Source organism: Limnohabitans sp. 2KL-3 (genome assembly GCF_001269405.1).
Taxonomy (GTDB): Bacteria; Pseudomonadota; Gammaproteobacteria; order Burkholderiales; family Burkholderiaceae_C; genus Limnohabitans_A.
On the sequence record NZ_CXON01000018.1, the window covers coordinates 25,022 to 47,247 of the forward strand.

The 22,226-nt window shown below is 58.2% G+C and carries 21 protein-coding genes; 3 read left to right on the forward strand and 18 right to left on the reverse strand.

The window, feature by feature from the left end; genetic code table 11:
- Positions 1–40 precede the first annotated feature (40 nt).
- The 11 genes from AMM41_RS17365 to AMM41_RS17415 form a co-directional block, all read right to left on the reverse strand.
- The gene (locus AMM41_RS17365) at positions 41–625 is read right to left on the reverse strand and encodes a YqiA/YcfP family alpha/beta fold hydrolase (RefSeq protein ID WP_089962167.1); all 585 of its coding nucleotides are present in this window, start codon (positions 623–625) and stop codon (positions 41–43) included.
- A 6-nt stretch (positions 626–631) separates the two neighbouring features.
- The gene (locus AMM41_RS17370; protein WP_194944846.1) at positions 632–2,500 is read right to left on the reverse strand and encodes a potassium transporter Kup; all 1,869 of its coding nucleotides are present in this window, start codon (positions 2,498–2,500) and stop codon (positions 632–634) included.
- Between the two features lie 112 nt (positions 2,501–2,612).
- Positions 2,613–3,908 (reverse strand): glutamate--cysteine ligase, encoded by a 1,296-nt coding sequence (gene gshA, locus AMM41_RS17375; RefSeq protein WP_089962366.1) that lies wholly within the window; start codon positions 3,906–3,908, stop codon positions 2,613–2,615.
- Between the two features lie 96 nt (positions 3,909–4,004).
- Complete coding sequence (locus tag AMM41_RS17380; RefSeq protein WP_089962174.1) at positions 4,005–5,285, reverse strand: glutamate-5-semialdehyde dehydrogenase; 1,281 nt, start codon at positions 5,283–5,285, stop codon at positions 4,005–4,007.
- Between the two features lie 29 nt (positions 5,286–5,314).
- Positions 5,315–6,367, reverse strand: coding sequence for a DNA polymerase III subunit delta (gene holA / locus AMM41_RS17385; RefSeq protein WP_089962369.1), 1,053 nt, complete (start codon positions 6,365–6,367; stop codon positions 5,315–5,317).
- Positions 6,368–6,377: 10 nt separating this feature from the next.
- Entirely contained in the window at positions 6,378–6,914 is a 537-nt protein-coding gene (gene lptE / locus AMM41_RS17390) for an LPS-assembly lipoprotein LptE (protein WP_089962178.1), read from the reverse strand.
- Positions 6,915–6,944: 30 nt separating this feature from the next.
- Positions 6,945–9,662: a leucine--tRNA ligase gene (gene leuS / locus AMM41_RS17395; protein ID WP_089962181.1), complete on the reverse strand. Its 2,718-nt coding sequence runs from the start codon at positions 9,660–9,662 to the stop codon at positions 6,945–6,947.
- A 71-nt stretch (positions 9,663–9,733) separates the two neighbouring features.
- Positions 9,734–10,153 carry an ExbD/TolR family protein gene (locus AMM41_RS17400; RefSeq protein ID WP_089962184.1) on the reverse strand — a complete coding sequence of 140 codons (420 nt, stop codon included), beginning with the start codon at positions 10,151–10,153 and terminating at the stop codon, positions 9,734–9,736.
- Between the two features lie 4 nt (positions 10,154–10,157).
- Positions 10,158–10,805, reverse strand: a complete 648-nt coding sequence (locus AMM41_RS17405; protein WP_089962188.1) for a MotA/TolQ/ExbB proton channel family protein — start codon at positions 10,803–10,805, stop codon at positions 10,158–10,160.
- 25 nt (positions 10,806–10,830) lie between these two features.
- The gene (gene dapB / locus AMM41_RS17410) at positions 10,831–11,646 is read right to left on the reverse strand and encodes a 4-hydroxy-tetrahydrodipicolinate reductase (protein WP_089962191.1); all 816 of its coding nucleotides are present in this window, start codon (positions 11,644–11,646) and stop codon (positions 10,831–10,833) included.
- Between the two features lie 63 nt (positions 11,647–11,709).
- Positions 11,710–12,240: an outer membrane protein assembly factor BamE gene (locus tag AMM41_RS17415; protein WP_228769338.1), complete on the reverse strand. Its 531-nt coding sequence runs from the start codon at positions 12,238–12,240 to the stop codon at positions 11,710–11,712.
- Positions 12,241–12,336: 96 nt separating this feature from the next.
- Here AMM41_RS17415 and fur point away from each other — a divergent pair, with 96 nt between their 5' ends.
- Positions 12,337–12,768 carry a ferric iron uptake transcriptional regulator gene (gene fur / locus AMM41_RS17420; protein ID WP_089962198.1) on the forward strand — a complete coding sequence of 144 codons (432 nt, stop codon included), beginning with the start codon at positions 12,337–12,339 and terminating at the stop codon, positions 12,766–12,768.
- A gap of 24 nt (positions 12,769–12,792) precedes the next feature.
- Here fur and hprK read toward each other — a convergent pair whose 3' ends face one another.
- The 4 genes from hprK to AMM41_RS17440 all read right to left on the reverse strand — a co-directional run bounded on the left by hprK (position 12,793) and on the right by AMM41_RS17440 (position 16,194).
- Entirely contained in the window at positions 12,793–13,734 is a 942-nt protein-coding gene (hprK, locus tag AMM41_RS17425) for an HPr(Ser) kinase/phosphatase (protein ID WP_089962201.1), read from the reverse strand.
- Between the two features lie 28 nt (positions 13,735–13,762).
- Positions 13,763–14,230 (reverse strand): PTS sugar transporter subunit IIA, encoded by a 468-nt coding sequence (locus tag AMM41_RS17430; protein ID WP_089962204.1) that lies wholly within the window; start codon positions 14,228–14,230, stop codon positions 13,763–13,765.
- A gap of 149 nt (positions 14,231–14,379) precedes the next feature.
- Positions 14,380–14,709 carry a ribosome hibernation-promoting factor, HPF/YfiA family gene (gene raiA, locus AMM41_RS17435; protein ID WP_089962207.1) on the reverse strand — a complete coding sequence of 110 codons (330 nt, stop codon included), beginning with the start codon at positions 14,707–14,709 and terminating at the stop codon, positions 14,380–14,382.
- A gap of 261 nt (positions 14,710–14,970) precedes the next feature.
- Complete coding sequence (locus AMM41_RS17440; RefSeq protein ID WP_089962210.1) at positions 14,971–16,194, reverse strand: MFS transporter; 1,224 nt, start codon at positions 16,192–16,194, stop codon at positions 14,971–14,973.
- A gap of 92 nt (positions 16,195–16,286) precedes the next feature.
- Here AMM41_RS17440 and AMM41_RS17445 point away from each other — a divergent pair, with 92 nt between their 5' ends.
- The gene (locus AMM41_RS17445; protein ID WP_089962214.1) at positions 16,287–17,537 is read left to right on the forward strand and encodes a patatin-like phospholipase family protein; all 1,251 of its coding nucleotides are present in this window, start codon (positions 16,287–16,289) and stop codon (positions 17,535–17,537) included.
- 157 nt (positions 17,538–17,694) lie between these two features.
- A complete protein-coding gene (corA, locus tag AMM41_RS17450; protein ID WP_089962218.1) occupies positions 17,695–18,681 on the forward strand; it encodes a magnesium/cobalt transporter CorA in 987 nt (328 codons plus the stop codon).
- 7 nt (positions 18,682–18,688) lie between these two features.
- On the opposite strand, the gene AMM41_RS17455 is transcribed toward corA, so the two are convergent.
- From AMM41_RS17455 to AMM41_RS17465, 3 genes are all read right to left on the reverse strand, one after another.
- The gene (locus AMM41_RS17455; protein WP_089962222.1) at positions 18,689–19,450 is read right to left on the reverse strand and encodes a 5'-methylthioadenosine/adenosylhomocysteine nucleosidase; all 762 of its coding nucleotides are present in this window, start codon (positions 19,448–19,450) and stop codon (positions 18,689–18,691) included.
- 97 nt (positions 19,451–19,547) lie between these two features.
- Entirely contained in the window at positions 19,548–21,230 is a 1,683-nt protein-coding gene (locus AMM41_RS17460; RefSeq protein ID WP_089962225.1) for a long-chain-fatty-acid--CoA ligase, read from the reverse strand.
- A 105-nt stretch (positions 21,231–21,335) separates the two neighbouring features.
- Positions 21,336–22,199, reverse strand: coding sequence for a CPBP family intramembrane glutamic endopeptidase (locus AMM41_RS17465; RefSeq protein WP_089962229.1), 864 nt, complete (start codon positions 22,197–22,199; stop codon positions 21,336–21,338).
- Positions 22,200–22,226: the final 27 nt, after the last annotated feature.

Sequence of the window (22,226 nt, forward strand, 5' to 3'; positions counted from 1 at the left end):
GGATTTTCCCATGCCACCCGGCCATTCAGCCCTCAGGGCTTCACACCAACCGCAGAAATTCAAGAATTTGCGGCAAATGGTCTTCAAAATCACTCAGGGCGTGGTCACTGCCCTCGATCAAGCACACCTGACCGGCTTGGTGACGGGCCAGCATCTCGCGCCAGTCGAGCACCTCGTCTCCCTTGGCGATCAAGGCCAGGGTTGAGGGCAGGGTGGGCGGGGGCTGGCTTTCGAGCTGTACCAACTCTTGGACATGAGCAGGTTCAAAAAAGATGCTTTGCGCCGGGTCTTGCCAAACCGGGTGCTCGCCAATGTATCGCGCCAGATCTCGCGAGGGGTGCACAGCCGGGTTGATCAGCACCGCTGGGATGGACAGGTGTGCCGACAGCCATGCGGCGTAAAAGCCGCCAAGTGAAGACCCCATGACCGCCATGTGCCCGCGCGGCCAGACGGCCATGCCCTGCAGCAAGAGGGCAACAGCTTGCGCAGGCGAAGCGGGCAGCTGAGGACACCACCAGGTCACACCGGGGTGCAAGGTCTGCACCCGCTGGGCCATGATTTGGGCTTTGGCCGACTGTGGCGACGACCTGAAGCCGTGCAAATACAGCAGATGGGTGGTGCTCACGGAGCCTTAAATTTCAATCTTGGAGCCCAACTCGACCACCGCATTGGTGGGCAAGTTCAAAAATTCGGCCGCAGCACTGGCGTTGTGGTGCATCTGGGCAAAAAGTTTTTCACGCCAGGTGGCCATGCCGCCACCAATGGTGGGGATCACGATGTCGCGTGACAGGAAATAACTGGTCATCATCGGATCGAGTTTGTAGCCCTCTCCTTTGATTTTGCTCAGCGCAGAGGGCAGGTCAGGATTGTCTTTGAAGCCGTAATTGACAATGACTTGCCAGCATTCATGCCCCAAAGGCGTGACATCCAGGCGCTGTGCAGCGTCCACACGGGGCACTTCGTGGCTGCGCACGGTGACAAACAAATTGGTTTCGTGCAAAACCTTGTTGTGCTTGAGGTTGTGCAACAAGGCATTGGGCACAGCCCCCGTCTCGGCCGTCAAGAACACGGCCGTGCCCTCCACCCGGGTGGGGGGAGAAATGAACACCGCTTCCAGAAAATCGCCCAACTGCAAAGCATCCGTGCGCAAAGACTCGTTGAGCAGTCGCCGCCCATCGTGCCATGTGAGCATGAGGGTGAACACCGCTGCGCCAATGAGCAGGGGAAACCAGCCCCCATCAAACAACTTGAACATGTTGGAAGCCCAAAACGCCAGATCGACCACAAAGAAGAAACCGGTCGCACCGATGCACAGAGCCAGTGGCAATTTCCAGGCATAGCGGATGACGAAAAATGTCAGCACTGTGGTGATCAACATGTCGGTGCACACCGCGATGCCGTAAGCAGCAGCCAAATTGCTCGACGACTTGAACATGACCACCGCCAGCACGATGGCCACAAACAGGCCCCAATTGACAAAGGGCATGTAAATTTGCCCCGTATCGGTCTCGCTGGTGTGCAGCACCTGCAAGCGCGGCAAATAACCCAATTGAATGACCTGTTTGGTCACACTGAAAGCCCCTGAAATCAGCGCCTGCGATGCAATCACCGTGGCCATGGTGGCCAAACCCACCAGTGGCAGCAAGGCCCATTCGGGAGCCATCATGTAAAACGGGTTTTTGACCGCTTCAGGTTCGGCCAGAAGCAACGCGCCTTGACCAAAATAGTTCAGAGTCAAACAAGGCATGACCACACTGAACCAAGCCAGGCGAATCGGTTTTTTACCGAAATGGCCCATGTCGGCATACAAGGCTTCGCCCCCGGTCACACACAAGACCACCGCGCCCAAAATGATGAAAGTGGTGCCCGGCTCATTCCACATGAAGCCCAGCGCATAGTGGGGGCTGATGGCGAACAAGATCTCGGGGCGCTGCACGATGTGCGACACGCCCAAGACCGCGATGGCAAGAAACCAGACCAGCGTGATCGGACCGAAGAATTTGCCAATGCCCGCCGTGCCCCGCTTTTGCACCCAAAACAGCAGGAACAAAATGACCAACGTGAGGGGGATCACCGCCTTTTTGAAGGTCGGGGAGATGATCTCCAAGCCTTCAACGGCCGACAACACCGAGATGGCGGGTGTGATGACCCCGTCACCATAAAAAAGACAGGTTCCAAAAATGCCAACGATCAACAGCACTTTGCGCAATTGCGGTTTGTCTTTGACCGATTGCGAAGCAAGCGCCAACATGGCCACCAGCCCCCCTTCGCCGTGGTTGTCGGCACGCAGCACCAACACCACATACTTGACCGACACGATGGTGGTCAGGGTCCAAAAGAAGATGGAGAGGATGCCATAAACATTGGCCGGCGTAAAAGGCACATGGCCGGAGCCAAAGACCTCTTTCATCGCATACAGCACACTGGTGCCGATGTCGCCATACACCACGCCAATGGCGCCCAAGGTCAATGCGACAAGTGAAGAACGGGTAGTGGACACAGGCAGGGGCCTGGGTATAAGCAGGCCTGATGACAAACAAGCTGGCTATTTTGCGCCCGATTCGAGCCCTGTGTCACCGTTCATTTTGTGATTTTGTTGCAGTGCAACAACTTCAGTCGTACACCTCGGCCTCAGGGTCGGTCGCTTCCAGCTCATAGCTGGCTGCCAACATGGCCAGGCGGCCGATGACGCCATACATGTAAAAGCGGTTGGGCACGCTGGCCCCAGGCTTGACGCCCGGTTGGGGCAAATGCGGGCTTTCGGCAAAGGCCAAAGGCACAAAGCTGGCACCCGGGGCATTCAGATTTTCGTCCACACCGCGCTCGGCATGCACCCGGTAAAAACCGCCCACCACATAGCGGTCCATCATGTAAACCACGGGCTCGGCCACAGCGTCATTGATGCGCTCATTGGTCAGCACGCCCTCTTGGATGATCACGTCGTTGACGGTCTGACCGTCCTTGATGACGTTCATCTTGTTGCGCGTCTTGCGGTTGAGTTGGTCCAGATCGGACACATCGCGCACGGTCATGATGCCCATGCCATAGGTGCCGTTGTCGGCCTTGACCACCACAAACGGCTTTTCGTTGATGCCGTATTCCTTGTATTTGCGCTTGATCTTGGTGAGCAACGCGTCCACATTGCTGCGCAGGCATTCCATGCCCGTGCCTTCGGCAAAGTTCACATCACCACACTGGCTGAACATGGGGTTGATCAGCCAGGGATCGATGCCCAGCAGCTTGCCAAAACGCTTGGCCACTTCTTCGTAGCTCTGGAAATGTTTGGTCTTGCGGCGCACGCTCCAGCCGGCGTGCAGGGGCGGCAGCAAAAATTGCTCGTGCAGCTCTTCCAGAATGCCGGGGGCACCGGCCGACAGGTCGTTGTTGAGCAAGATGGTGCAGGGGTCAAAGTCCTTGAGACCCAGGCGGTGCTTGGTGCGCACCACGGGCTCGAGGGTCACACTCTCGCCATTGGGCAACTCAATGACCGTGGTTTCCTTGATTTCGGGGTTGATCGAGCCCAAACGCACATTCAGGCCGGCCATGTGGAAGATGCGCTGCAGCTGCGCCACATTGGTCAGGTAAAAGGTGTTGCGGGTGTGGTTTTCGGGAATGATCAGGAGGTTTTTGGCCTCGGGACAGATCTTTTCGATGGCGGCTTGGGCGGCCTGCACGGCCAAGGGCAACATCTCGGGTGTCAGGTTGTTCCAGCCACCGGGGTAAAGATTGGTGTCCACGGGTGCGAGCTTGAAGCCGGCATTGCGGATGTCCACCGAGGTGTAGAACGGGGGCGTGTGCTCCATCCACTCCAGTCGGAACCAGCGCTCGATGGCGGGCATGGAGTCGAGGATGCGCTGCTCGAGCTCATTGATAGGGCCGGTCAGGGCGGTGACGAGATGAGGAACCATGGACTTGCCTTCGATGAACCAGAAAATCAAAGTGATGATATGGGGACGTTCTGGCGCATTGCAAGCGCCAAGCGGACAACCGTCCCCCGGGTGTGATCAGCCACGCACTTCACCCTCGCCAAGCACCACGTACTTGAGCGAGGTCAGGCCCTCGATGCCCACCGGGCCCCGGGCGTGAAACTTGTCGGTGCTGATGCCAATTTCGGCACCCAGCCCGTACTCAAAGCCATCGGCAAAACGGGTGCTGGCGTTGACCATGACGCTGGCCGAATCCACTTCGCGCAAAAAGCGCTGAGCGTGCATGTGGTCGCGGGTCAGGATGGCGTCGGTGTGGTGGCTGCTGAAGTGGTTGATGTGGGCAATCGCCTCATCCACCCCCTCAAGCACCTTGATGCTGATGATGGGTGCGAGGTATTCCTCGAACCAGTCCTGCTCGGTGGCGTCTTTCAAATTGGCCCCGGTGACCTGGCTCAAAATGGCTTTGGCCTTGGGGCAGCAACGCATTTCCACGCCTTTGGCCGCATAAATCGCGCCGATTTTGGGCAAGAATTCGGCCGCGACACCCCGCGCCACCAACAGGCTTTCGCTGGCGTTGCAAGGGCTGTACTTTTGGGTTTTGGCGTTGTCGGCCACCTTGACGGCCATGTCGATGTCGCAGGGATCGTCCACATAGGTGTGGCAATTGCCATCCAGGTGCTTGATGACGGGCACCTTGGCTTCGGCGCTGATGCGCTCGATCAGGCCCTTGCCGCCACGCGGGATGACCACGTCCACAAACTGCGGCATGGTGATGAGCTGACCCACGGCGGCGCGGTCGGTGGTTTGCACCAGCTGCACCGCGTTGACGGGCAAGCCACTCTCGGTCAGGGCTTGCTGCACCAGCTTGGCCAAGGCCTTGTTCGATTCAATCGCCTCGGAGCCGCCGCGCAAGATGCAGGCATTGCCGCTTTTGATGGACAGGCTGGCCGCTTCGATGGTCACATTGGGGCGACTCTCAAAAATCATGCCAAACACGCCAATGGGCACCCGCATTTGACCCACACGGATGCCACTGGGCACCTGCTTCATGCCGATGATTTCGCCGATCACATCGGGCATGGCGGCCAGCTGTTCGCAACCCTGGGCGCAGGTTTCCAGCACTTTGGGGCTCAATTTCAGACGGTCCACCATGGGCTCAGCCAAGCCAGCAGTGCGGGCACGTTCCAAGTCTTTGGCATTGTCCAGTTGCAAGGCATCGGTGTTCTCGCGCAGCAAGGCGGCCAGATGACGCAAAGCCTTGTTTTTGATGGCGGCCGAGGCCCGGGCCATCTGGCTTGAGGCTGTTTTGGCTTGCAGGCCCAAGGCCTGCACATGTTCAACGGTATTCAATTCGGTCATGCACGCATTTTCGCAGATGCAAACGTGGCTCAGCGAACGATGCAAAAGCGGGAAAAACGCACGGCCAATCGCTGCAGGGCTTGCCAAGGGTCGGTCGGCCAATCGGGCACTTTGAGGCCTTTGACAATGCCGTCCACTTGGTGGGCCGCTTGCAGCAGGCCATGCAGCCGTGCCGCGCTCATGGTGGGCAGCACGCGCTCAAACAAACGGTCCCGCGGACTCCACACCCTGTGCTCACGCAAAGCCATGGGCATGGGCTTGCCCTGGGCAATGGCGTCTTTGACGCGTTTCATGGCACGGATGTCTTCCGCAATGGTGTAGTGCACCAGCACAGCGGCTTCGCCCTCGGCCTGCAGGCCATCGAGCATGCGCTGCACCCGGGCCACCTGACCCGACAATACCGATTCAGACAACTTGAACACATCGTAGCGGGCCACATTGACCACCGCCGACTCGACCTGCGCTTGGGTGAGTTCACCTGGCGGGTAGAGCAGGCCCAGTTTCTGGATTTCCTGGTGTGCAGCCAGCAAATTGCCTTCGACACGATCGGCAAAAAACTGCAAAGTCCGCTGGCCTGCCTCTCCCGACAAGACGTGCTGGCCTTGGCCTTGCAATCGCTGGGCGATCCATTGGGGCAGAGCATTGCGCTCTATCGGGTCAATCGTGACCAACACCCCCAAGTTTTCCAAAGCGCCGAACCAAGCCCCTTTGCGTGTGGCGGCATCCAGGCGGGGCAACAAAACCAGGGTCAAGGTCGAATCATTGTCTTGTGTCGATACAGCCAATTGCTGCAGTGCCGTGCTGCCCTCTTTGCCAGGTTTACCCGTGGGAATGCGCACTTCCACGATTTGTTTGTCGGCAAACAGGCTGAGCGACCCGCCTGCAGCCAGCACCTCGCTCCAGTCAAAATGGGCCCCAGACACGGTGTGCACACTGCGCTCGGTATAGCCCTGAGCGCGGGCGGTGGCGCGAATGGCGTCTGCCGCCTCTTGTTGCATCAATGGCTCGTCGCCATGGAGCACATACAGGCTGCGCAAGCCTTTTTGCAAGTGCGCAGAAAGTTGGGAGTACGCCAGTTGCATGGGGTGCAAATCAGGGCTTGGACAAGGGGGTGGCGAGCGACTTGACAGCGGCCAATCGGCGCATGATTTGCTGCACGATGTCCGACTGCATGTCGCGGTACATCATGCCCTGCTCGATTTCCTTGGACAGTGCAGCGGTCTCGGTGAAGCTCAGGTCGCGCTGCTGGGCCAACTCCACCGGCTCAATGAGGTTCACCCCTTGGGGCGTGCGCAGGCGAAACTTCACTTTCAAGCGCAATTGCAATTCACGCACTTGCCCCGAGGTGTTCACACCCACCACCACTTGTTGGCGGTCTTCGCTCAAGATGTCCAGCACCGCATCGGCCCGCAACATCTGGGGCGGATCATTCCACAGCTCAATGCGGCCTGTGCCCAGTAAATTTCGCCGCAACTCGACCCCCAAGGAGGAGGTGCTTGAAAAATTGGCATAAAGGGTTTTGAACGGGTAATCAGCGGCACCGCGCAGCTGAAACCCACACGCCGACAGGCCTGCCGTGAGGGGCAGTCCCAGCATGACCCGAAGGCAAAGTCGGCGCGAAGTGCTCATGGGGCGTGTGCATCCATCCGGTGCGTGCGCTCAAATCACCACGTTGACCAAGCGGCCCGGCACCACAATCACCTTTTTGGGCGCGGCACCTGCGGCCTGCTTGACAAAGGCTTCGTTGGCCAAGGCAGCGGCTTCGATCTGGGCCTTGTCGGCGCTGGCAGGCACCAGGATGGACCCGCGCAGCTTGCCGTTGATTTGCAGCATCAACTCGATCTGGTCGCGCTCCAAAGCCGACTCGTCCACGACAGGCCAAGGCGCATCGAGCAACTCGCCTGCAGCTTGGGCAAAACCCAGTTGCTGCCAGATTTCATCGGTGATGTGCGGGCAAGCGGGGTAGAGCATGCGCGTCAAGAGCGAGACGCCTTCGCACAGGGCGGCGGTATCTCCTGCACTGCCATCGGGCTTGAAGTCTTCCAGCGCGTTCAGCAGCTTCATGCAACCCGACACCACGGTGTTGTATTGCATGCGTTCGTAGTCGTAACCCACTTGCTTGAGCACCAGGTGCATCTCGCGGCGCAAGGCTTTGGCCGAATCGCCCAAAGCCGCTTGGCTCAGGTCTTGGCTGGTGGCCGAGCGCAGCAATTCGTGGTGCTTGAACGCGAAGTTCCAGACCCGGCGCAAGAAACGGTAGCTGCCTTCGACGGCCGAGTCATTCCACTCCAGCGTGACTTCGGGCGGCGCGGTGAACATGGTGTACAGACGCGCCGTGTCAGCGCCGTAGCGCTCGATCAGGTCTTGCGGGTCGACGCCGTTGTTCTTGGACTTGGACATGGTGCCCACGCCTTCGTAGTCGATGGCGGTGCCCACGCTGAGGCGGCCATCGCCGCTGTCAGCTTCGTTCTTGAGCTTGGCACCGATGACTTTGCCGGTCTCGTCGAGCACATGCTCGACGTCGTGCGGCCAGAAGTAGTCCTTGCCGCCCTTGGCGGTGCGGCGCGAGTAGATGTGGTTCAGCACCATGCCCTGCGTGAGCAGCTTGCTGAAGGGCTCGTCCACCTTGACCAGGCCCAAGTCGCGCATGACCTTGGTCCAGAAGCGTGCGTACAAGAGGTGTAGGATCGCATGTTCGATGCCACCGATGTATTGGTCCATGCCGCTGCCACCAGTGGCATTGTTCTGGTCCCGCATCCAATAGTCCGCACCCTCTGCCACCATCTGCTCGGTGTTGGTCGGGTCGCAGTAGCGCATGAAGTACCAAGACGAATCCACAAAGGTGTCCATGGTGTCGGTCTCGCGGCGGGCCGCTTTGCCGCACACAGGGCAAGTTACGCCTGCGTGGAAACCTTCGTGCTTGTGCAGCGGGTTGCCCGAGCCGTCGGGGATGCAGTCTTGCGGCAGCACCACGGGCAGGTCTTTTTCGGGCACCGGCACCGCGCCGTGCTCGTCGCAATGGATGATCGGGATCGGCGTGCCCCAATAGCGCTGGCGGCTCACGCCCCAGTCGCGCAAACGCCAAGTGGTCTTTTTCTCACCAAGGCCTTTGGCGGCCAACAATTCGGCCACTTTGGAGGCAGCGACTTTTTGGGTCAAGCCATCGAGTTCGCCGGAGTTGATGCACACACAGCTTTGTTTGTCCCCATACCAGTCCTGCCAGACGGTGGCGTCGAAGGCCTGGTCCTTGACGGACACGACCTGCTGTATCGGCAGCGCGTACTTGAGCGCAAACGCAAAGTCACGCTCGTCGTGCGCAGGCACGCCCATCACGGCGCCATCGCCGTAACTCATGAGCACGTAGTTGCCAACCCACACTTCAACTTGTGCACCGGTCAGTGGGTGCGTCACGAACAGACCCGTGGCCATGCCCTTTTTCTCTTGCGTGGCCATTTCGGCCTCGGTCGTGCCGCCGCTCTTGCATTCTTCGAGGAAAGCCGCCAGCGCGGGATTGCCGGCAGCCGCATGCAGCGCCAGCGGGTGTTCAGCCGCCACCGCGCAAAAGGTCACGCCCATGATGGTATCGGCGCGGGTGGTAAAGACGTACATCTTGCCCTCACCGATCAAAGCGCCATCAGCGCCAGCGATGCTGTGCGGGAATGCAAAGCGCACGCCTTCGCTCTTGCCGATCCAGTTTTCCTGCATCAGGCGCACTTTGTCCGGCCAGCCGTTCAGCGTGGCTTTGTCGTTGCCGATCTGCACATGGTCCAACAGCTCTTGCGCGTAAGCGGTGATGTTCAGGTAATAACCGGGGATCTCGCGCTTTTCAACCGGAGCTCCCGTGCGCCAGCCTTTGCCGTCGATGACTTGCTCGTTGGCCAGCACGGTCTGGTCCACCGGGTCCCAGTTGACGACCTGGGTCTTGCGGTAGGCGATGCCTTTTTCCAGCATCTTCAAAAACAGCCACTGGTTCCACTTGTAATAGGTCGGGTCGCAGGTGGCGACTTCGCGTGACCAGTCGATGGCCAGGCCCATGGCCTGCATCTGCTTTTTCATGTACGCGATGTTCTCGTAGGTCCATTTGGCCGGGGGCACGCCGTTCTTCAAAGCGGCGTTTTCGGCGGGCAGACCAAACGCATCCCAGCCCATGGGCATCAGGACATTGAAGCCCTTCATGCGCAGGCTGCGCGTGAGCATGTCGTTGATGGTGTAGTTGCGCACATGGCCCATGTGCAGCTTGCCGCTGGGGTAAGGCAACATGGAGCAGGCGTAGAACTTCTTTTTGCTGGCGTCTTCGGTGACGCGGTAGGCATCGCGGGCGGTCCAGCGGGATTGCGCAGCGGGTTCGACTTCGAGGTGGTTGTACTTGTCTTGCATAGGGCTAAATTGTAGGGCTTGGGCGGTGGCGATCCCGCACACCTGACCGTCAGGGTGACCCGGCAGCAAACTCAGGGTGAAACCACCTGAGCCACAAAGCCAATTCGGCTCAAGCCCGCTTTTTGGGCCAGCCCCATGGCCTCGACCACGCGGCCATAAGGCACGGATGCATCGGCCCGAAGCTCTAGCTCGGTCAGGGGATTGCGCTGCGCAGCTGCCCTCAGTTTCAGACGCAATGCGTCGGCAGTGATGACTTGGTCGTTCATGAACATCACCCCTTGGGCATTCACCACCAAGGCCATCGACTGTGGGGCAGCACCCGGCTCACCCGCTTCACTGCTGGGCAAGTCCAGTCGTATGGCACTGCTCATCAATGGCGCTGTGACGATGAAAATCACCAGCAAAACCAACATCACGTCCACCAAAGGTGTGACATTGATCTCGCTCATGGGCTGATCGGCTTTGTGTGCAGACAGGCGACCAAATGCCATGTTTTCAGCCCGGGGCCTTGTCGGACAACAGCGCGCGAAGATCGTGCGCAAAACCTTCAAGCTCGGCCTCGATCTGACCAATGCGTCGACCCAGCACGTTGTAGCCCAGCACGGCAGGAATGGCCACCGCCAGGCCGGCAGCGGTCATGATCAGGGCCTCGCCCACAGGGCCGGCCACTTTGTCAATGGTCAAAGCCCCTCCTTCGGCCATGCCGGTCAAGGCATTGAAGATGCCCCAAACCGTTCCCAGCAAGCCCATAAAAGGGGAAATGGACCCCGCAGTGGCCAACAACACCTGGCCCCATTGCAGACGACGCAACACCGTTTGCATGGCGTCCCGCAACACCCGGGTCAATTGGGGGTGGCGTTCGCCCGCCGAGGCCAAAGTTCCGCCCAAGGGCTCCAGGGTGGACTCGAGCAAGGGCAACACACAGGCGTCGCGGTCAAATTGAGCCACCCTTTGTCGGGCATCCTCAAAACCCGTGGACTGCCAAAACGCAGCCACACTGCGAGGAACATCCTGAGCTACTCGGGACAACAAGCGCCACTTCCAGACCATGACCACCCAACTGCCGACCGACAGCGCCAACAACAAAAGCGCCAACACCCGACTGAGCACATCGCTGTGCAACAAAAAGTCGTTCAGGTTCATGGCTACTTTTGATCTGACAGGCAGATCAACGCAGATTTAAGACGTCGAACATGTCAAACAAGCCCCGTTCCTGCCCTGCCAAAAAGCGAACGGCACGCAAACTGCCTTGCGCATAGGTCGATCGACTGGAGGATTTGTGCGTGACCTCAATGCGCTCACCAATGCCCGCAAAAAGCACCGTGTGGTCACCCACAATGTCCCCGCCGCGAATGGTGGAAAAACCGATGGTGGAAGGATCGCGCTCACCGGTATGGCCATAGCGCTCATAAACCGCGCAATCCTTGAGATCCCGGCCAATGGCTTGGGCAATCACCTCACCCATTTTGAGGGCTGTGCCCGAAGGGGCATCGACCTTGTGGCGGTGGTGAGCTTCGATGATCTCGATGTCGTAACCGGTGGACATGGCCTGAGCGGCCATTTGCAGCAATTTCAAAGTCACGTTCACCCCCACGCTCATGTTGGGGGCCATGACAATGGCCATGTCTTTGGCCAATTCAGCGATCTCGGCCTTTTGTGCCTCACTGAAGCCTGTGGTTCCAATCACCGCCTTGACCCCGAGTTCACGACAAACCTGAAGGTGTGCCAGCGTGCCTTCGGGGCGTGTGAAATCAATCAAACAGGACGAGCCGCTCAGACCTTGGCGCAAATCAGCGGTCACGGCCGTGCCCGTGACCTGGCCCAAAGAGGCCCCTGCATCCAGACCCAAGGCTGGGCTTGACGCCATGTCCAGCGCACCGGCCAGCCGACAATCATCAGAGGCCAAGATGGCCTCGATCAGCATCTGCCCCATGCGGCCCGAAGCACCGGCAACCGTGATTGGCAATAAATTCAAAGAGGTCATGACTTCAAAACAAGTGAATCTGAAAAAAGAACCGCGCCCAAGCGGTGACTTGGGCTGCGCCACTCAGCGAAGAGCGGGCTCCAAAGGCGGGTATTGGCTGGGCAGAGCAGCTGGCGGCCGCACAGTGTCCATGACAGGCTTGGGTGCCTCAAACTTCTTCAAGGCCTCTTCTGTGGCTTCTAAAACGGGCACCTTGACATTGGCCCTGGGGCCGGCCAATCGACCTGCGAACTCCGACTCGCTGGGCAGCACATCGCTGTCCACTTGTTCAAGCACATCGCCTTTGAAGTACACCGTCAGTCTGAAGTTTTGAGCAGGGACACCTTGGCGCTCAATGCTGAATGCATAGTCCCAACGGTCGGCATGAAACAAACTGGCGATCAATGGCGTGCCCAGAATGTCCCGCACCTGCGCACGCTGCATTCCGGGGCGCAGCGCCTGACGTTGCTCTTTGGAGACGAAATTGCCTTGCACCACCTCGGGCACATAAGGCTTGAAAGTGTCGCGGTTGATGTTGCCGGAAAGACCGCCACAAGCGCTCAAACACACGCTCAAAAAAAGCGCAACAAGAAGAGCAGGTGTGCGAAATGTCATGGAGGCTGTCATGGTTGTGGGCGTACCGATATGATCAGATCATTGTAGCGGCAGCTTTGCACAGCCACGGCAAGCCCTGACCGAACCCTTGAAACCATGAGCCACATCGAAGAACTCAAAAGCAACGGCCTCAAAGCCACTCTGCCCCGCTTGAAAATTCTGGAAGTTTTTCAAAGCGCCCAAATGCGCCACATGACGGCCGAAGATGTGTTTCGTCATTTGCTCCAAGACAACGCCGATATTGGCTTGGCCACGGTTTACCGGGTATTGACCCAATTTGAGCAAGCAGGCATTTTGAGCCGGAACCACTTCGAAAGTGGCAAAGCTGTTTATGAACTCAATGAAGGACAACACCACGACCACATGGTGTGTCTTGATTGCGGTCGGGTTGAGGAGTTTTTTGACCCTGAAATCGAGTCGCGCCAACAAGCCGTTGCACAAGCCAAAGGTTTTGTGATTGCGGACCATGCACTGAGCCTGTATGCCCACTGCATTCAAAACCCCTGCCCTCACCGCAGCCCGGGATGATGAACAGTCAGCCGCCGGGACGCTTCATGTCATGGCGCGGCGTTGGCGTTCAATGAATTCTTGGTAGGTGTCAATACCCCGCATTTGCAAAATGGTATTGCGAACGGCAGCCTCGACCAAAACCGCAATGTTGCGACCTGCCACCACCTGAATCACCACCTTGCGCACCGGAATGCCCAGCACGTCCTGGGTCAAGGGCTCTGATGGCAAACGCTCATAGTCCCGCTCCAGGGTCTCCTTGCGCACCAAATGAACAATCAATTTGAGCCGCATCTTGCGACGCACAGCGGTTTCACCAAAAATGGCACGGATATCGAGCAGACCGATCCCTCGCACTTCCAACAGATTTTGGAGCAAATCAGGGCATCTCGCTTCGATGGTGGTCTGGTTGATGCGGTAAAGATCCACGGCATCGTCGGCCACCAAGCCATTGCCGCGCGAAATCAACTCCAGCCCCAACTCACTCTTGCCCAAACCGGACTCGCCGGTGATGAGCACACCCATGCCCAAAATGTCCATGAACACACCGTGCATGGTGGTGCGATCGGCAAAATGCTTGGACAAATAAGCCCGAAGAACATCGATCACGAACGCCGATGACTGGTCGGTCGAGAACATGGGAATTTGAGCCCGCTCGCACATGGACAGCAAAGCCTCAGGCGCTGACTGTCCATCGGCCAACACCAAGACAGGGGGCTCCAAGGTCACAATGCGGGCAATGCGTCGGGCGCAATCTTCAGGGGTGGAGTTGGTCAGGTAGGCCACCTCACGCGGCCCCAAGATCTGCACCCTGTAGGGGTGGATGTAATTGAGATAACCCACCAGATCGGCACCAGATCGGGCTTCTCGAACGGCCACATCGTCAAACCGACGCTCTGAAGCGCCCAGTCCCGCCAGCCATTGCCATTTCAACTTTCCCCGGTGATCTTCAAACAGAACATCGGCACTGATGACGGATGGCTTCATCGCAGCAATCTCCCTGAGGGTTGGCGATTCAGACGGTTTGCGCTGAACGCCACTGGGCTATCAACTGGTGCAAGCCCTCTTGGGCTGAACTGTTCTTGATGTTTTCACGCAAGACAGTGTCGCTGAGCAATTCGGCGATTTCAGACAGAATTTCGAGGTGTTTTTGGGTCGCCGCTTCTGGGACCAACAAAAAAATCAACAAATTAACAGGCTGCTCGTCTGGCGCGTCAAAGCCAATGGGCTGGGCCAAACGGAACACGGCCGCCATGGGCGACTTCAGCCCCTTGATTCGACCGTGGGGAATGGCGACACCGTGACCCAAACCCGTCGAACCAAGCCGTTCACGAGCAAACAAGCTGTCGGTCACCAGTGCACGAGACAATCCATGCAGGTTCTCAAAGAGAAGTCCGGCTTCTTCAAATGCACGTTTCTTGCTGGTGGCTTCCACCCCGACAAGAACTTGGGCAACAGGCAATATGGAGGAAAGGCGATTCATGGTCGAGGCCGGATTATGCACCTGTTCAGTCCTGAGGGTCGGGATACCATGTGTCGCCGCGGTGTCTGAGTTGGACTATTCAGGCCAAAGTGGGGGCCCAAAAACAAAAAAGGGCCGCTTGCTGCGGCCCCTGTTGGCTCCAACTTCGCTTACATCATGCGCTTGGGTGCGCTGTGGTGATGCTCCGTGATGCGGTCCTTGTGCTTGACCACCTGTCGATCCAACTTGTCCACCAATTCATCAACGGCTGCATAAAGATCTTCGTGCGCACTTTCAGCAAACAAGTCGTTGCCTTTGACGTGAATATTGCATTCGGCGCGTTGGCGTTTTTCTTTTTCTTTCTGATTCTCAATGCTCAGCAGCACTTTGACGTCGACCACCTGATCGAAATGCCGGGTGATGCGGTCGAGTTTGCCTGTGACGTACTGACGCAGCGCAGGGGTCACGTCCAGATGGTGTCCGCTGATGGTTAAATTCATAGTCGTCGCCTCCATAGATTCAGGATAGAAAAAACCCCATTGAAGCAGGGCTTCAGAACCACTTTTTCGGGTGGTTCGACCTCACTATGCGCCGCCCTGAAATGAAATGCAACAGCCTGAAAACTAAACCTGTAACGGCCGCTGGCAATGCGCCCAAAACCCCTTTTTGGTGCTATCGTTCTATTTGAAACGACACGCTCGTTTCTTCATCAAGCCCTTTGTACTGCGCCTCATCTGGGCCCACTGCTGGCCACCAACAGCTCACACCATGGCTCTGGCTTGACTCTCGTGCAAGCGCAAGTGCCCTGCCAGCCAGGCACTCATCAAGCTGGCCAATACACCCAACAAACCTGCCATCCAATACCCGGTGAGCTGACCCAGTTCATCACGGCCGATGATCAGCCCCCCCACCAGTGCCGCCAAGCCCATAGAGGCCGATTGAACCGCTGAGTTGAGGGTCATGAAGGTCCCGCGCAAGCGTGGCTCAACAGCCGAAGAGATCATGGCCATGCCCGGAATCATGCGGCCACTCATCATGGCAAACAAGCCCGTGGAGATGGCCAACAAACCCCAAAGCGGCAAGCCCTGAGAGACGGTTGTGGCCATCAGGGGCAGCGTCACAGCCAAAGCCAAGCGTTGAAACACTTTCACCTTGCCCACCCGATCCGTCAGGCGTCCGAAATACCGGGCACTGAGCAAGGTGACCGTGCCACCACACAGGTAAATCCAAGGCACTTCATGGCTTTGCATGCCCGCATTGGACTGCAGATAGATCGTGATGTAGGGGATGACCGTAAAACCAGCAAACATCATGAGGCCCGACACGCCAAAAGCCTTGAGGTGATTGGGATGCGCCAGGACCTGGCCGATGCCACGCCACACACTCACGCGCTCTGGGTGATGCAAGTGGGCATCCAGTCGGGGCAAGCTTTGCCAAGCCGCCAACGCCAACAAGCCCACCAACAAGGCAATCCCGAAAAAGGGGGCGTGCCAACTCAAGTGTGTCGCCAGAAACAGGCCCAGAGGAACACCTGCCACGGTCGACACAGAAAATGAGGTCATCACCACGCTCATGGCACGCCCACGGCGCTCAAAAGGAATCACATCGGCCACCACGGTCTGTGACAGCGCCGACAACACCCCACCAAACAAACCCGCAGCCACACGCGCCACCATCAGCCAAACGTAGTCGGGGGCCAGGCCGCAAGACAGTGTGGCCAATCCAAACAAGGTGTACATGGTCAACATCAAGCGCTTGCGGCTGAAGCGGTCAATGTAGGTCGACGCCATCAGGCCAGAAAAGCCTGCCGACAAGGTGTAGGCAGAAACCAGCAAACCAAATTGGGCATTGCTGATGCCAAACAAGGCCGTGAACTGCGGCCCCATCGGCATCATGATCATGAAATCGAGAATGTGGGTGAACTGGATGCCAGCCAGCGTCAAGAGCAACCAGCGCTCGCGCCGTGGGGTCAGATGGGGGGTCATGAAACAATGCCGGTTAATCCTCTGAATCTAACACCCATCTTCCCCCCGGCCTTGACAGCCTTTTGCAGCCTTGTTCACTCACCCCTGTTGCCATGCCCATTGACAACCTGACCGCCCACTCAGCTTCGTCGCACCCCGATCGAGCACCCACACGTCCAGACCCACGGATTTCAGCCCATGTCAATGGCCTGGTGCTGATGGGGGGTGGCGCACGCACGGCTTACCAAGCCGGTGCTCTGCAGGCGATAGGCCAACTGCTGGACCGTCAAGAAGCCCACCTTCAAAGGTTTCCGTTTCAGGTCTTGGCGGGGACATCGGCTGGGGCCTTGAACGCCACATTTCTGGCGAGCAAGGCCATGGATGGCCTGGCCGGTCTGAACGATTTGGCAAATTTTTGGGCCCATATTCGAACCAGCGACGTTTACCACTTGCCACAGACCCCTTTGGACAAACTCAGCCGCTGGGCAACAGCGCTGGGCCTGCTCAGTTCGGCACGCGAACATGCCGCCGCCATGGACAGCCTGGCATTGGTGAACACCTTGCACCGGGCGATTGCATTGGAGCGGATCGATCAAGCCTTGCAAAAAGGGGTGTTGCAAGCCTTGGCCGTCACAGCTTCGAGCTATTCCAGCGGGGTGCACTGGACTTTTTGCCAAACCCGCGATGGCCAACCCATCCCGTGGAGTCGTCCGGGAAGGCGGGCCGAGCAGCAGCCCATCACCATCGAGCACCTGATGGCATCAAGCGCCATTCCTTTCATCTTTCCGTCCACCCCGCTGTGGGTGGACGGCGGTATGGAATTTTTTGGGGATGGCTCCATGCGCCAGATTTCACCTTTGTCGGCGGCCGTGCATCTGGGCGCTGACCGGATTTTGGCCATCGGTGTGAGCCAGCCCCAAAAGGGAGGGCCAGAGATCGCACCCCGAAGTGCTGGCCGCCCGTCGCTGGGCACCATCGCAGGGCATGCCATGGCGAGTGTGTTCCATGACACCCTGGAAGCCGATGTAGAGCAAATCACCCACATCAACCAGACGCTTCGCGTTTTACCCGACGCCTTAAGGGCACAGTTGCCACTGCGTGCGGTCGATGTTTTGACCCTGCAACCCAGTGCCTCACTGGACGCCTTGGCCCAAAAGTTTGCTCACACCCTGCCCAAACCCATTCTTCGGGTGCTGCAAGGCTTGGGGGCACTTCAGGGCAGCGGAGCGGCATTGGCCAGTTACTTGCTGTTTGAACCGGAATTTGTGGGTGCACTCATGGCCTTGGGCCGGGCGGACGTCTCGGCCCGAGCGGAGGAAATCGTGACTTTTTTGAATCCAGCACCCCATCATCCGGTGCGATAATCCGCCGATTCATTCTGGAGACACACTGCCGTGGAAACTACCCCGAGTCGGTAGCTTTCGAACGCGCTGAGCACCCTGCCCATCGTTCGAAAGCTGCTGAAAACCCCCTTCGCCGCCCCTTTGAACTTTTGGCACCTGGCCACTTTTCGGATTCGCCATGCTCAACATCTTCACACTCGCCAATGGCCGCCTCTTTCAGGAAGAGATCGAGTCATTGGAAGAACTCTCGCGCTTCCAACCCATCTGGGTCGACCTGGAGTCGCCCACCCTCGAAGAAAAACGCTGGATCAAGCAGTACTTCGGCCTGTCCATCCCGGAAGACGCGATGGACGAAGACATCGAGGAATCGGCCCGTTTTTACGAAGAAGACAACGGCGAGCTGCACATCCGATCTGACTTTTTGATCGCCGACGAAGACGAGCCTCGCACGGTGCGCTGCGCCTTTATCCTGAACCAACACAACGCCGAGCTCAAAAGCCAAGGCGTGCTGTTTTCCATCCATGACGAAGACGTGCCGGTGTTTCGCCTGCTGCGCATGCGTGCACGCCGCGCACCTGGCCTGATTGAAGACGCCAAGGAAGTGCTGCTGAAATTGTTTGATGCCGATGCCGAATACTCAGCGGACACGCTTGAAGGCATTTATGACCAGTTGGAAATCGCTGGCAAAAAAGTGTTGTCAGGCGATGTGACAGACGCCATGGCCGGTGAGGTCTTGGGCGCGATTGCACGGCAGGAAGACTTGAACGGCCGCATCCGACGCAACGTGATGGACACCCGCCGCGCCGTGAGCTTCATGATGCGCTCCAAAATGCTCAACGCCGAGCAATTCGAAGAAGCCCGCCAAATTCTGCGCGACATCGACTCGCTCGACTCGCACACGGCCTTTTTGTTCGACAAGATCAACTTCTTGATGGACGCCACCGTCGGCTTCATCAACATCAACCAGAACAAGATCATCAAGATTTTCTCGGTGGCCAGCGTGGCCTTGCTGCCGCCCACCTTGATCGCCAGCTTGTACGGCATGAACTTCCAGTACATGCCCGAGCTGTCGCAAAAATGGGGCTACCCCTACGCTCTGGCGCTGATGGCCGCCAGCGCCGTGGTGCCCATGTGGTATTTCCGCCGCCGGGGCTGGCTCAAATAAGGCCTGCTCAAGCGGGCTGGCGACCGGTCAGCCACTGGGACAAAATCGCCAAGCTGTAACGGCTGGCCACCTCTCGGATGAAGCGCTGGAAATCGGTGTGCGCCGTGTCATCCGCCCGGTCCGAGATGGTGCGCACCGCCGCAAAGGGCACGCCGTAATCGTGGCACACCTGCGCCACCGCCGCGCCCTCCATCTCCACTGCCAAGGCCTCGGGCAAGGCCTGCCGCAAGGCGTGGCTTTCGGCCGATGTCGAAACAAAACGGTCACCACTGAGGATCAGGCCCCGATGCACCCGAGGCGCATTCAATTGAAACTCGGTCAAGGTGTCTGTGCCCAAGTGCAAGGCAGCGTCGGCCAACACCTGCTCGCTCGCTTGTGCCAGTTGGAGAGCCAAGTCGACATCGGCCGCAAAACGGGCACGGCCATACAGGGGCACCTCATGGCGCGGAAACAGCGGCGAAGCGTCCATGTCGTGCTGCACCAAGCCATCGGCCACCACCACATCGCCCACCCGAACCCCGGAGCCAAGCCCACCCGCCACACCCGTAAAAACCAAGGTATCGACGCCAAATCGCTCCAGCAGCACCGTGGCTGTGGTGGCTGCGGCCACCTTGCCGATGCGCGAGAGCACCGCCACCACCGAGTGGCCTTGCCAATGGCCCACCCAAAAGTCTCGCCCGGCCACCTGCACACCTTGCTCGTCGGGCATGGCAGCCAAGACGGCAGCCAGTTCTTCGTGCATGGCGCTCATGATGCCGATCACTGCCATGGATCATCCTTGTTCTGTGTTTCAAAAAAGAAAACGGCCACCTTAAAACAGGTGGCCACAGGTCTGTGCCCGGGGCTTCAGCCCAGCAGCTGCGCGATCAGAGCTTGCTGCGCAATTCGCGCCGCAAAATTTTACCCACTGGCGTTTTGGGCAATTCGTCGCGGAATTCGATCACGCGGGGCTGCTTGTATGCGGTCATGTTCTCGCGGCAATAAGCGATGATCTGCGCCTCGGTCAAGGCCGGGTCTTTCTTGACCACCACCAGCTTCACGGTCTCGCCAGTTTTTTCGTCGGGTACACCGATGGCCGCGCATTCAAGCACGCCCGGGCAAGCCGAGGCCACTTCTTCGACCTCGTTGGGGTAGACGTTGAAGCCGCTGACCAAAATCATGTCTTTCTTGCGGTCCACGATTTTGAAGTAGCCACGCTCGTCCACCGTGCCCACATCACCCGATTTGAAATAACCATCGGCGGTCATGACTTTGGCGGTTTCGTCAGGGCGCTGCCAGTAACCGGCCATGACCTGCGGGCCCTTGATGGCGATCTCGCCAGGCGTGCCGGGGGCGGTGACTTCGTTGCCATCGTCGTCGAGCAGCTTCATCCAGGTGCCGGGGATGGGCACACCGATGGTGCCTGTGAATTCGGTGCTGGTGGTCGGGTTGCAACTGGCCGACGGGCTGGTTTCGGACAAGCCATAACCTTCACAGATCGGGCAGCCTGTTTTTTCCAGCCAGAGCTTGGCCACGTTGGGCGTCACGGCCGTGCCACCCCCCAAAGACACCTTCAAATTGGACCAATCCACCGTTCCGAAGTCCGGGTGGTTGGCCAGTCCATTGAACAAGGTGTTCACCGCCGGAAAGCTGTGGAAGGTGTGCTTGGACAACTCTTTGAGGACCGCTGGCAAGTCACGCGGGTTGGGGATCAAGATGGTTTTGCCGCCCATGCGCAGGCCCAGCATCATGTTCACCGTGAAGGCGAAGATGTGGTACAGCGGCAAAGCACACACCGAAGTGGGTTGCTGACCGGCGGGAATGCGCTTCATGACGGGCTCGTTCCAAGCTTCAGACTGCAACACATTGGCCAAGACATTGCGGTGCAACAGCACCGCCCCTTTGGACACGCCTGTGGTGCCACCGGTGTACTGCAACACCGCAATGTCGTCGGCCGACAATTCGGGTTTGCGAAAAGCCTGCTGCCGCCCCTTGCTCAAGGCGTCGTTGAAACGAACGGCTTGTGGCAAGTGAAACGCGGGCACCATTTTTTTGACATTGCGCACCACATAATTGACCAAACTGCCTTTGAGCAAGCCCAAACGGTCACCCATGGCCGCGACCACCACATGCTGCACAGGCGTTTGAGCGATGCATTTTTCCAGCGTTGCGGCAAAGTTTTCAATGATCACAATCGCTTTGGCACCTGAGTCCTTGAGCTGATGCTCCAACTCTCGGGCGGTGTACAAAGGATTCACATTGACCACCACAAAACCCGCACGCAAAACGGCCGCCACAGCCACCGGATACTGAGGCACATTGGGCATCATGATGGCGACGCGATCACCCTTGCTCAGACCCAAAGACTGCAAGTACGCCCCCATGGCCAGACTGTCTTGATCGGTCTGCGCAAAGCTCATGTCCTTGCCCATAAAACTGTAGGCGCAACGGTCGGCGTATTTGGCAAAACTCTCTTCAAGCAAACCGACCAAGGAGGTGTATTGGGTCGGATCAATGTCGGCTGGGACGCCTTCGGGGTAACTCTTGAGCCAAATCGGATTCGCGTTCATGTGGTGTTCTCCTGCATTTCAGTCTAACCCACAACTGACGACAAACTGACTCTGGAAAATACTGGATTTCCCGAGTACACAGCCCCAAGACTGCGTCCAATGGACCTAGTCCTTTACACGGCGAAAGAACCAAGCATAAAAAATCAAGCCGCCCACCACAACGGACGCCAAAGAAAAGACCGGATCGTAAGTCGCTGAAGTGAAGATGGCCGAGGCGGGCAAAGGTGAGTCTTTGTAGCCAAAGCACATCACCAGAAAAAAATTGTTGGCCGTGTGCAGGCCAAAGGCCAGCTCAAGACCCGCATCTCGCAATGCCACAAGCGCCAACAAGAAACCCATGGTGAAGTAAGTGACTGCCAAGATGCCCAAGCCATGGGCCACCGCTTCAGGGTTGAACAAGTGGGGGGCTGCGAACAAAAGGCTGCTCAGCACAGCGGGCACAAAGGGATGACGAAAAATGCGTCCCATGGCCTGCAAAAAATAGCCCCTGAAAAACAACTCCTCCGCAGCACACTGCAGCGGCGTCAGCAGCAGCGCCAGCAACAGGAAAAAGAACCAGCTTTGAAACTCAAAACTCCAAACATAACGCCCGGGGTACAGCACACTTTCAAGCGACACCGTCGCAAGCATGATCACCCCCCACACGGCAGCCCCCTGAAAAACCCTGCCCCATGCGATCGTCTTGCGGGTGGTCACCAATGCACGCCAAGGCCTGCGGTGCAAAAAACCATGCACGATCAGCACCACCAGCAACAAGGTCATCAGGCTGGCGTTGGCGGCCAAATATTCACGCGCACTCCCCAAGGGCAGGCCAGCGACCATCCAATGCACCAAGCCGCCGCCCAACATGCCAACCAGCAAGACCAGGGCCACACCCAAGGTGTAGCGCCACCACCCATTGAGCCCACTGTCGGTCAGGGAAAAGAAAGCTGCGGCTGAAGCACGCAGTGTCACAGGATGATGAAACATGAATCAGGTTTCCATTCAAAAAGGTCA